At 69.9% G+C, this 9,809-nt stretch carries 8 protein-coding genes and 1 pseudogene; 6 read left to right on the top strand and 3 right to left on the bottom strand.

Annotation, left to right across the window (positions count from 1 at the left end; genetic code table 11):
* The 3 genes from L0H79_RS17355 to L0H79_RS17365 form a co-directional block, all read left to right on the top strand.
* A partial coding sequence (locus L0H79_RS17355; RefSeq protein WP_301485904.1) for a hypothetical protein occupies nt 1-487 on the top strand: 487 nt, incomplete at its 5' end.
* A 2-nt stretch (nt 488-489) separates the two neighbouring features.
* On the top strand, nt 490-1,236 hold the full coding sequence (locus L0H79_RS17360; protein WP_301485905.1) for a response regulator transcription factor: 747 nt from the start codon (nt 490-492) through the stop codon (nt 1,234-1,236).
* 74 nt (nt 1,237-1,310) lie between these two features.
* Nucleotides 1,311-2,429 carry a cell wall metabolism sensor histidine kinase WalK gene (locus L0H79_RS17365; RefSeq protein ID WP_301485906.1) on the top strand — a complete coding sequence of 373 codons (1,119 nt, stop codon included), beginning with the start codon at nt 1,311-1,313 and terminating at the stop codon, nt 2,427-2,429.
* A gap of 78 nt (nt 2,430-2,507) precedes the next feature.
* Here L0H79_RS17365 and L0H79_RS17370 read toward each other — a convergent pair.
* Both L0H79_RS17370 and L0H79_RS17375 read right to left on the bottom strand, forming a co-directional pair.
* Nucleotides 2,508-2,900, bottom strand: a pseudogene (locus L0H79_RS17370) (multicopper oxidase domain-containing protein); the annotation flags it as partial.
* A 149-nt stretch (nt 2,901-3,049) separates the two neighbouring features.
* Nucleotides 3,050-4,771 (bottom strand): bifunctional 2-polyprenyl-6-hydroxyphenol methylase/3-demethylubiquinol 3-O-methyltransferase UbiG, encoded by a 1,722-nt coding sequence (locus L0H79_RS17375; protein ID WP_301485907.1) that lies wholly within the window; start codon nt 4,769-4,771, stop codon nt 3,050-3,052.
* 557 nt (nt 4,772-5,328) lie between these two features.
* Here L0H79_RS17375 and L0H79_RS17380 point away from each other — a divergent pair.
* On the top strand, nt 5,329-6,648 hold the full coding sequence (locus L0H79_RS17380) for a cyclopropane-fatty-acyl-phospholipid synthase family protein (RefSeq protein ID WP_301485908.1): 1,320 nt from the start codon (nt 5,329-5,331) through the stop codon (nt 6,646-6,648).
* Between the two features lie 127 nt (nt 6,649-6,775).
* Here L0H79_RS17380 and lnt read toward each other — a convergent pair whose 3' ends face one another.
* Complete coding sequence (lnt, locus tag L0H79_RS17385) at nt 6,776-8,335, bottom strand: apolipoprotein N-acyltransferase (RefSeq protein ID WP_301485909.1); 1,560 nt, start codon at nt 8,333-8,335, stop codon at nt 6,776-6,778.
* A gap of 12 nt (nt 8,336-8,347) precedes the next feature.
* Between lnt and L0H79_RS17390 the strand changes: the two genes are divergently transcribed.
* A complete protein-coding gene (locus L0H79_RS17390; protein WP_301485910.1) occupies nt 8,348-8,644 on the top strand; it encodes a hypothetical protein in 297 nt (98 codons plus the stop codon).
* Nucleotides 8,645-8,995: 351 nt separating this feature from the next.
* Complete coding sequence (locus L0H79_RS17395; RefSeq protein WP_301485911.1) at nt 8,996-9,265, top strand: hypothetical protein; 270 nt, start codon at nt 8,996-8,998, stop codon at nt 9,263-9,265.
* Nucleotides 9,266-9,809 lie beyond the last annotated feature (544 nt).

The following is a 9,809-nucleotide window of genomic DNA, read 5'->3' on the forward strand; positions in this document are numbered from 1 at the left end:
CGGGGGCATGATGGCAGGGCAGATCTGGCTGGTCGGCGACGGCCAGCCCGTCGCCTCGATCGCGCCGGCCCGCGCCCGTGCGGCGCAGGCCGCCACCGCGCGCGGGTTGCACCCGGGGGAGGTCATGCAGTTCACCAACAACTTCGACGTCGAGCTAAAGGACTTCACCGGTGCCGCCACCACGGAAGTGCTCGTCGACCCGACCTCGGGCACGGTTCAGACAGAGCCCGGCCCGGCGATGATGTGGAACACCGGAAGCCGGACGGGCACGCTCACGGAGCAGCAGGCCACCCAGGCGGCCACGGCGTGGCTGACCACCAATCGCCCGGGCGAGAGCGTGAAATCCACCGACGCCTACCCCGGTTACTACACCGTTCACACCGCAGCTGGCGGCAAGATGGTCGGCATGCTCTCGGTGAACGCAACGACCGGTGCCGTGTGGTACCACACCTGGCACGGCTCGTTCGTCGCCATGGAGGACGTCTGAACATGCCCGACGCCACCCCGGCGCGGACCGCGTCGCCCCGAGCCCTCGTCGTGGACGACGAACCGAGCCTGGTCCGGGTCGTGGTGGGCTACCTGGAGGCGGACGGCTTCGAGGTCGACAGCGCCGGCGACGGTCCCACCGCCCTCGACATCGCGCGGCAGAACGACCCTGACGTCATCGTCCTGGACCTGGGCCTGCCGGGCATGGACGGCGTCGAGGTGTGCCGCACGCTCCGCACGTTCACGGACGCCTATGTCGTCATGCTGACGGCGCGTGCGGACGAGGTCGACATGCTCGTCGGGCTCGCCGTCGGAGCCGATGACTACATCACGAAGCCGTTCTCTCCGCGTGAGCTCATGGCCCGGATCCGCACCCTCATGCGCCGTCCGAGGCGGTCAGGTGCCATCGAGCACGAAGACGCGACCGCGGACAGAGCGGACGAGGCGCTCCGGGTGTTCGGGGCACTGGTGATCGACGTCCTCGCCCGGGAGGTCACCCTCGAGGGGCGCCCGGTTGAGCTGACGAGGACCGAGTTTGACCTGCTCGACACGTTGAGTGAACGGCCTCGCGTCGTGTTCTCGCGATCGCTGCTGTTGCAGCGGGTGTGGGACGGCGGCGAGTGGGCGGGCGACGAGCACCTGGTCGATGTCCACATCGGGCGCCTGCGTCGCAAGCTCGCAGATGACGCGCGCGAGGCGAGGTACGTGCTGACGATCCGCGGCGTCGGCTATCGCATGGGGCAGGGATGACCCCCCGGGCGGCGGTCCGCGACCAAGGCGGTCCCGGCCAGCGCCCCGGGGAAAGGCGGCCCCGAGTCGGGTGGATGTCGCGCCTCAGCCTGGCGCCGCGGCTCTTCCTCAACAACCTCCTTATCGTCGTCGCCGGAGCGGTAACCGTCCTGACGGCCGCGTTGCTGTTCGGCCCGCCCGTGTTCCATCTGCACCTGCAGGGAGCCGAGCTTCCGGAGATCGATGCGGGTGTCCGCCAGCACGTCGACAACGCCTTCGACCAGGCGCTTCTCCTCGCCCTTGGCATCGGGGTCGTCGCCGCGGCCCTGGTCGCCGCCGCCATCAGCTGGCTCATCGCGCGTCGGGTGGCCGCGCCTCTGCAGCAGACGGCGTCACTGCTGGAACGGCTGGCTGACGGGCATCATGGCGTTCGGGTCGACGACCCGGGCCTCGGGCCCGAGCTCGCCACCCTCGCCGAGTCCTCGAACCGCCTCGCGGAACGGCTCCAGGTCACGGACGAGCACCGCCGTCGTCTCACGGCGGACCTTGCCCACCAGCTGCGCACCCCCATCGCCTCCCTGCAGGCGACCGCCCAAGCCCTCCAGGACGGCATCCTCGCGCCCGATGCCGAGACACTCGGCGTCCTGACCGACCAGTCCGCGCACCTGCAGCGTCTCGTGGCCGACCTGGAGAAGGTCAGCCGGGCCGAGGAGCGAAGGATCGTCCTCACCAGCGAGCCCCAGTTGATCGCCCCCGTTGTCGAGCATGCCGTATCCGCACAAAGAGAGCGGTACGGCGCCCGCGGCGTGACGCTCCACGCCGACCTTCCCACGTCACGGTCGGCGCCCGTGGCGCGGATCGATCCCGACCGACTCCGTGAGGCGCTGGGGAACCTTCTCGACAACGCGCTGCGACACACCCCGGCCGGCGGAGCCGTCTCGGTCAGGATCCGCGGCGGGGATGCGTTCACATCCACCGAGATCGAGGTGACGGACACGGGCGAGGGATTCGAACCGCAGCATGCAAAGCAGTTGTTCCACCGCTTTCACCGCGAGGCGGCCGACTCGCCCGGGAGCGGTCTCGGGCTGACCACCGCCCGCGCCCTCATCGAGGCCCACGGCGGCACCCTCACCGCGAAGAGCGAGGGGCCGGGCCGGGGTGCCACCTTCACGATCACCCTCCCCCCGTGGCAGGCCCGACCAGCAGCAGGTTGACGCGGCTGACCTGATCAGGGGAGCCGCGGTCCGCGCGAGCGACGAGGCGCAGCCGGGACAGTCGGTGGTCTGGACCACGGGCATCATGCCGGTGTCTTCGTGGTCGAGGGTGTGGCAGTGGTAGGCGGTGCGACCGCCGAAGTCCTGCAATGCGATCCGTACGTGGACCTCGCCCTTGGCGGGACGCTGACGACGTCGCGTCAGTTCGGCCGTCCGCTGGCGGGCCCTCCGGGCCTTATGCCTGTCTGGGCACACGTGGAGCTGAAGGGGTGGTCCACTCGCGTTCAGAGAGGATTCCACTCGACCGCGCCCAAGTTGGGTTTTGGTCCATACGCGACGCATCGGACTCGGCGACGTCGAACCCGACGGACATGCCCCGCGGACCATCCCGTCTTGAAGTGATCCTGCGAGGCTGGCGACCCGGACCTCTGCAAGGAATGTCACGGGAGAAGTCGCGCCCTTGATTGCCATGCCGCCCGATCTACGGCGAGAGAACCCAGCGTGTCGCCGACCGTCCGAGGCGAAGGAGTCAGCCCGCAGCAGTGCAGCCGGCAATTCTCTTGCCAGTCGCCCGGGATAGGTTCGCGCGCAGGTGCACGGACCCGGCCGCGCTGCGCCGTCTACTCACCTCCCGGGCAGGAGCAACCCGAGACCGTGCCCGGCACGGGCGGTCGAGCTCCCGAGTCCCAGAGGCAATCCGGGCAGGGACATCCCGCCAGCGCGCGATCCGTCACCACCCGACCGGTGGCCGCCTGTGCATCGGGGAGCCATGACCGGCGAGCGACCTCGATAACGAACGGCCGGACCGGGTCTTCCACCAGATCGCGTCGGACGGTCGTGCAGCCCAGTGCCGACACCGCAGCCGGATGCAGCCGGTCCCCGTCAGCCACCGGATGCAGAAGCACCACGGTGGCCGAAGGATCCAGTGCTGGCCGCAGCGCGGAAAGCTCCCGACGTACCTGTCCAGGCCCGCCGACGTAGTAGAGGACCTCGGACAGCACAAGCAGGTCAACTTCCCCCACTCCGAGTTCGCGCAGGGTCTGTAGTGCATGCGGCAGGTCGGACACAGCCACCTGGACGTTGGGAAGGGAGCGGGTTCGTTCCGTGGCCGCCCGTACTGCGGTCGGGCTGATGTCCAAACCGATCACGCGTGTTGCCGGATGAGCGGCCGCAATAGCGGCAAGGTTGTGTCCGTCGGCGCACCCGACCTCGACGATGGTGCGAGCCAGCGGCACTACCCGAGCGACGAGCAGATCCCGTTTACGACCCTCGTACGCGAGCTCGTCGTAGCGCCACGGGTCCGGGGCAGCCGTGAACAGCGCCTCGAAGACGTGTCGGCGCACCGGCGCCGCGACACAGGTGGGCAGCACGCTCACAGCCCGGAAGGCCAGGCGATGAAGCCACTCTCCGGCCGCTGACCCGGTGGGCACCTGAGACAAGGTCAGCTCGGCAAGTGGTTGCCCGTCCACGGCCATGAATGAGACGTGCCCAGAGGGCCCGGCGGTCTCACGGGCGGTAGAGGTCGAGCGGGCGCGGCAGTGCTTGCGCAAGTTGGGCTGGGTCGCGGCAAGCCATGCAACGAACATCCCGGCACGCCAGATCGCAACGGTCCCAATCGCGGCAGCAGGAGACAGCTGTGCGCTGACTAGCCAAACCGCCAGGGAGACGTCCGCCAGGAGCAGTCCGTGTGGAGGTACTCGGAGCAGGCTGACCGCGCGGCCAGCAATCGCCGCGGCCGCCACTTCGGCAGAGCTGACCGTTCTCCCATCCGTGTGCGACAGCGCGCTTGCTGCCAGCACCACCGCCATCACGAGAAGCACCTCGCCGGCGGCTCTGGCAACGGTCAGGTGGGGCCCCCGCGCAGCCATCCACGAGCCACGCTTCTGGACCGTCCTGACCTGACGGGACACGTGCCACAAGCCGGTGAGCGTGGCGGCGGTGATGATGGCGAGCAAGAGCAGGGCTCGGCCTCGAGGGAGGTGCCCGCTGAGTGCGAGATACATGCCCCCGAGCACCGCCATGGGGCTGACGACCCGGAGACCAACGCTTTGGCAGGCGGCACGAAGGCCGACCGGCACCAACGCTTGCGTGGTTGCATCGGCGTGCGACTGGATCCCGTGCGTGCGACGTGGCGTAAGTGCCCCGTTAAGGGTCGCCGGTACCGCGCGCAGGCACTGCTCGGACGTTGCAGTGGGCGCTGCCGCGCGCGCCTGCAGCCAGCCCACCGCCAGCCATGCGGCCACCGAAGCGCCGAGCACCACCGCGGCCATGACGTCCGAGCCAACCACCAAGTGGCCCGCCTCGTGCAGGTAAAGGCCCACCGCCGCCGGGTGTTCCGTCATGCAGGGAGCATAACCAGCGCCCAATTTCCGAAGCCTCGTCGGCCGGTACTCCGCTTGGTCGGCCTAGAGAACTCATCGATCAGATCCCCTCGCCTTGCAGAGTAGGTCTGGGTTCGTCGATCATGGGCGCGCATCGGCAGCTCTCCCGGCTTGAGCGGGATGGGTTGTGCTGTGCCGCCGGTCGGAACAAGGCTTTGGCGCCGTTGTGGTGCGGCAGGTTCCGGGAAGTTCGTCGAATCCGCGCCCGGACACGTGCCTGACGGCAGGCCGCTCGATGGGCGAGCCGTCGAGCCAAACCGGACCGCCGAAACTCCGGCCGGGGGCCGCCACGCTGCCTCCCGCTCGGGCAGGCACCGCGGTAGCTCTGCCTCCGCCCAAGGGCGCCAGCGACGCCCGATCGTGCGGACGATCCGGCGAGCCGCGCCCCACATCACAGCAGGAGGGCTTTCCCGAGGAGATCCAATGGCGTCCGGGCCACCGCTCGGCGACGCTCACGGTCGGCGCCATCAGGGAGGTTGACGTCTGTACGCTGAGTCTCGACTCGTTGGGAGGTTGCGATGGACGCCGCCACAGCGCTCTGGCCCTTGGTCGACGCCGCTCTCGGCCCGGACCTTCCGGTGCGCATCGACTGCTGGGACGGTAGTTCGATGGGGCCGGTGGACGCTGCAGCATTCGTCAGGTTCACGTCGCGGCGCGCCCTGCGCCGCCTGTTCTGGGCACCCAACGAGCTGGGGTTCGCCCGCGCGTACGTGTCAGGGGACATCCAGATCGAGGGTGACCTGCTCGACGTGCTGACCCGCCTGGACGCGCTCGCCGATCCCGAGCGGGGGCCTGGGGTGCAGGTCGGGCACGAAACCACGGCCGCCGTCGCCAAGGCCGTCGTGCGTCTCCGCGCGCTGGGGCCGCCACCTCGGCCGCCCGCGGAGGAGGTCCGACTGTCCGGTCGCCGGCACACGCGGGGTAGGGATGCGAGGGCGGTCTCCCACCACTACGACGTGGGCAACGACTTCTACGCGCTCGTCCTGGGACCGTCGATGGTGTACTCCTGCGCGTACTTCGAGAAGGCGCCCTCGGCGGCATACACGTTGGAGGACGCGCAGCGTGCCAAGCTCGACCTCGTGGCGGGCAAGCTGGGTCTTGTCCAAGGGATGCGGCTGCTGGACGTGGGATGCGGGTGGGGATCGTTCGTCATCCACGCGGCCGGCAAGTACGGCGTGAGGGCCGTGGGGATCACGCTCTCCGAGGAGCAGGCGGCCTTCGCCCGAGCCGCGGTCGCGTCGGAGGGTTTGGCTGACCGGGTCGAGATCCGGGTGCAGGACTACCGCGACGTGCCCGATGGGCCGTACGACTCGATCGCCAGCATCGGGATGGCGGAACACGTCGGCCTTTCCCAGTTGGGCGAGTATGCCACCCACCTGCACACCCTTCTGGCTCCGGGTGGGCGGCTTCTCAACCACGCGATCGCGCGTCGGCCCGGGCCCCCGGGTGACCCCAGGGGAGACAAGACCTCGTTCATCGAGCGCTACGTCTTCCCCGACGGCGAGCTGCAACCTTTGTCGACGATGGTCGACGTGCTCGAGTCAGCGGGGTTCGAGGTCCGCGACGTCGAGTCACTGCGTGAGCACTACGCGGACACCCTGCGCGCATGGGTGAACAACCTCGAGCAGAACTGGGACCAGGCGGTGGCGCTCTCGAGCGCGGGCCGAGCCCGGGTGTGGCGGCTCTACATGGCCGGGTCGGCACTGGGCTTCCAGTCCAACCGCATCGGCGTCAACCAGATCCTCGCCGTGAAACCCGGCCCCGGTGGCGCCACCGGTTTCCCTCGGACGAGGCATCGGCTGCTCTCCATCTCCGAACCGGGCCAAACGAACCCTTGAGTCAGACGACGCCGGTCCAGAGCCTGGTCGCCTGCGTGCCATTGGTCGCGGGTGACGGTGGGGGTCATCGCCGATGTCTTCGTGCTGGTTGGAACTCGGGATGAGCACGAGGACGCCGGTCACGGGCTCACGGTCGGTCATCCTCGTCCTTGCTCCGGGGCGCGTTCTCCCTGGGCCCGTGCTGCCCCGCCGCAGACTGCCGGCGCCGGACCGCGCCCGAACTCACCAGCACCAGCAGTGCCGTCGCGGCGAGCCACTCGGGGGCTGCCCCGACGCGGGTCGCGAGCGTCGTCGCGTCCCGCAATGGTAGGTCGCCGCGCACCACTGCCTGAGTGAACAACGACGTGACCTGGTGGGCGGTTCCGTCGGGAGTGATGAGCGCGCTCTGGCCGACCGTCGAGACGTGAACGACGGAGCGGCCGAACTCGATGGCGCGCAGCCTGCTGATCGCGAGCTGCTGGGGCGACTCGGCCGTGAAGCCGAACGTCGCGTTGTTCGTCTGGATGACGAGGAGGTTGGCGCCCGCCCGCACGGTGTCGCGCATGACGTCGTCGTAGGCCACCTCGAAGCAGATCCCGATGCCCGTGCGGATCGACTCGCCTCGGGCCGTCTGGATGTCGAAGAGGCCGACCTCGTCACCGGCCAAAAAGTCGCGCCTCACGAGGTCGACCTTGTCGCTGAAGAGCCGCCAGAAGGAGCGGTTGGGGATGTACTCGCCGAACGGCACCGGGTGCCGCTTGACGTAGCGGTCGGTGTCGCCGCGCCCCGGCTCGAAGAGGAGCGTGGTGTTCCGTATGCCGTCTTGTGCCTCGAGCAGCCCACCGACCATGACGGGGGCGTCGATCTCGTCGACGACCTCGCGGATGAGCTGGTTGGCGTCGCCGTTGAGGATCGGGTCGATGTCGGACGCGTTCTCGGGCCAGACGACGAGGTCTGGCTGGGGCGCCCTGCCCTCGGCCGTGTCCCGGGCCGCGGCCCGCGTCGTCGCGACGTGGTTGTCGAGCACCGCACGCCGCTCGGCATTGAAGTCAAGCCCGGGACGCGCGACGTTGCCTTGGATCCCGACCACGTTGACGGTCTCGCCGTCCATCGGCAGGGGCACGGCCAGGCCGACGAGCGCCAACGCGATCGCGAGTCCCGTCGGCGCGGCGACCCGGCCCCACGGCATACGCCGCCGGACGTCAACCGCCGCGAGCGCAAGGAGGGCGCCGGTCAGCGCGATGACGAAGCCGACGAAAGGTGCGCCGCCCAGCGAGGCCAGCCGCCCGAAGGGGGCGTCCGCCTGCCCGAAGGCCAGCTTCACCCACGGGAAGCCTCCGTACGGGGCGATCGAGCGGAAGGACTCGGTGACGACCCACGCCAGCGCGAACGCAAGGGGGCGGACCGGTCGCGCCGGGCTCGTGAGCCAGGCGACGAGCAGCCCGAAGAGGGCGATGAACAGGGCTTGGAGCGTGGCGAGGGCGATCCACGGGAGGTTGCCGACGTAGATCCCCGCCCAGTGCAGGGTCGGGACGAAGAAGGCGAGTCCTGCGACGAGGCCCAGTCCGAAGCCCTGGCGCATCGTCGTGCCGCCGAGGGTCAGGGCCAGCACGGCGAGCGCGATGGGCGCCATGAACCATAGGTCGTACGTCGGGAAGGCGAGGCACAGCAGGCCGCCCGAGGCGGCAGCAGGGATCAGTCGACGCACGGGCACCACGGTATGCCCCGCTGGGAGCGTGAGCCCGAGTGCCCCCAGGACCGGGCCGGGGCACGAGGCAGGCCCGCGTGGCCGGGACAGGGCCGCGACGGCGGTCAGGGGACAACGACGAGGCCAGGTGACGTCGTCGCCACGACGGGCCGGTCGGGGGTCGTCATGCTTTCCGGCGGCAACCGGGCCACGGCCGAGCGGATCGGGCGGGGCACGCTGCGCAAGATGCGGCAGAACCTCGGGTGGGCCGTCGGCTGCAACGTCCTCGCGCTGCCTATAGCCGCCGGCCTCTTCTCCACGTGGGGCTGACGCTGCGACCCGAGATCGCGGCACTGTCGATGTCCGGCTCCAGCCTCATCGTGGCCCTCGAAGCGCTCATGCTCAAGAGCCGGCGAGTGCCGGAACGGCCGCCGGCGACAATGCCACCGGGCAAGAGGTCGGCAGGGAGCCGCCGGGACCCCGGCATCTTGAGGCCGGTCCCGATCGGTCTTCTTAAACAAACCTTCACAGAACCGCCAGGGGTTCTTCGGGGCAGGGAGCGCACCCTTGAACAACCAGGCTCGCAGGGCCCCTCCATAAGGAGCCGGTCATGTCGGACACCGGTACGCAGGCCACGCGTCCGCACGGGGCGGTGGATGCCGGTAGGGAGGGGAGAGACAGATGCAGGCTCAATGGGATCGGTCGACATCGCCAGTAGCCGAGGGACTGCCGCCCTGGTGTGACGAGCTGGCCTACTTCCTCGGACCAGACCACTTCCCCGCGCGCCTGGACCAGGTGGTGGCGACCCTCGCGCGCCGCGGCGCACCCAGCGGGCTGCAGTGGCGGCTGGCGTCGCTGCCGCTCTCCGCGACCTTCGACGGGCGTGACGAGCTCATCGTGGCCGCGCTTCATCCTGGGGGACTGCCCCACGCGGTCGGTGAGCCGCTCTAGGCATATCCGGTCGTCAGACTGGTGACAGCGGGCTGCTCGCCCGGGAGGCCGTCACGCGCGGTCTCCCCGGTGCGGTGGCCTCGGGCTTCCGCAACGTTCCCGGGCATGGCGCGGCCGCATGTGTCGATGGGCGCAGCGTCGTGGTGGGCAACCGCCGGCTGATGCCGACGAAGGCGTCGAGCTCGGAAGCCCGCTCGCCAACGGGACGAGCTGGCCTCGGCCGGCAGGCGGCCGTGCTCCTCGGGGTCGACGGGCGGAGCGGCGGTGATCGGCTTGGCGGACGCGTCCGCGAGATGTCCGCGGACGCAGTCCGTGAGCTGCACGAGCTCGGTGGGGCTCGTCATGCTTTCCGGAGACAATCCGGCCATGGCCGAGTCCCGGCGCGGAGTGGCTCGGCATCGGCGCACCGTCAATTCCGGGATCCTGCCCCGGCGACAAGGCCACTCCAGCAGGACGGCGGTCACGGTGACCACGTCCTGCCGTCGCGGACCTTGACGCTGCGGTCGAACCGTTCCTCGTCGGCGATGAGGTGGCTGATGATGAG

The sequence above is a fragment of the Intrasporangium sp. genome (assembly GCF_030452765.1).
GTDB lineage: Bacteria > Actinomycetota > Actinomycetes > Actinomycetales > Dermatophilaceae > Intrasporangium_A.

Bases quoted from the DNA above. Each gene is read 5' to 3' on its own strand.
- L0H79_RS17360 (WP_301485905.1), top strand. From the start codon at position 490: ATGCCCGACGCCACCCCGGCGCGGACCGCGTCGCCCCGAGCCCTCGTC.
- L0H79_RS17395 (WP_301485911.1), top strand. From the start codon at position 8,996: ATGCAGGCTCAATGGGATCGGTCGACATCGCCAGTAGCCGAGGGACTG.
- L0H79_RS17375 (WP_301485907.1), bottom strand. From the start codon at position 4,771: ATGACGGAACACCCGGCGGCGGTGGGCCTTTACCTGCACGAGGCGGGC.
- L0H79_RS17365 (WP_301485906.1), top strand. From the start codon at position 1,311: ATGTCGCGCCTCAGCCTGGCGCCGCGGCTCTTCCTCAACAACCTCCTT.
- L0H79_RS17390 (WP_301485910.1), top strand. From the start codon at position 8,348: ATGCCCCGCTGGGAGCGTGAGCCCGAGTGCCCCCAGGACCGGGCCGGG.
- L0H79_RS17380 (WP_301485908.1), top strand. From the start codon at position 5,329: ATGGACGCCGCCACAGCGCTCTGGCCCTTGGTCGACGCCGCTCTCGGC.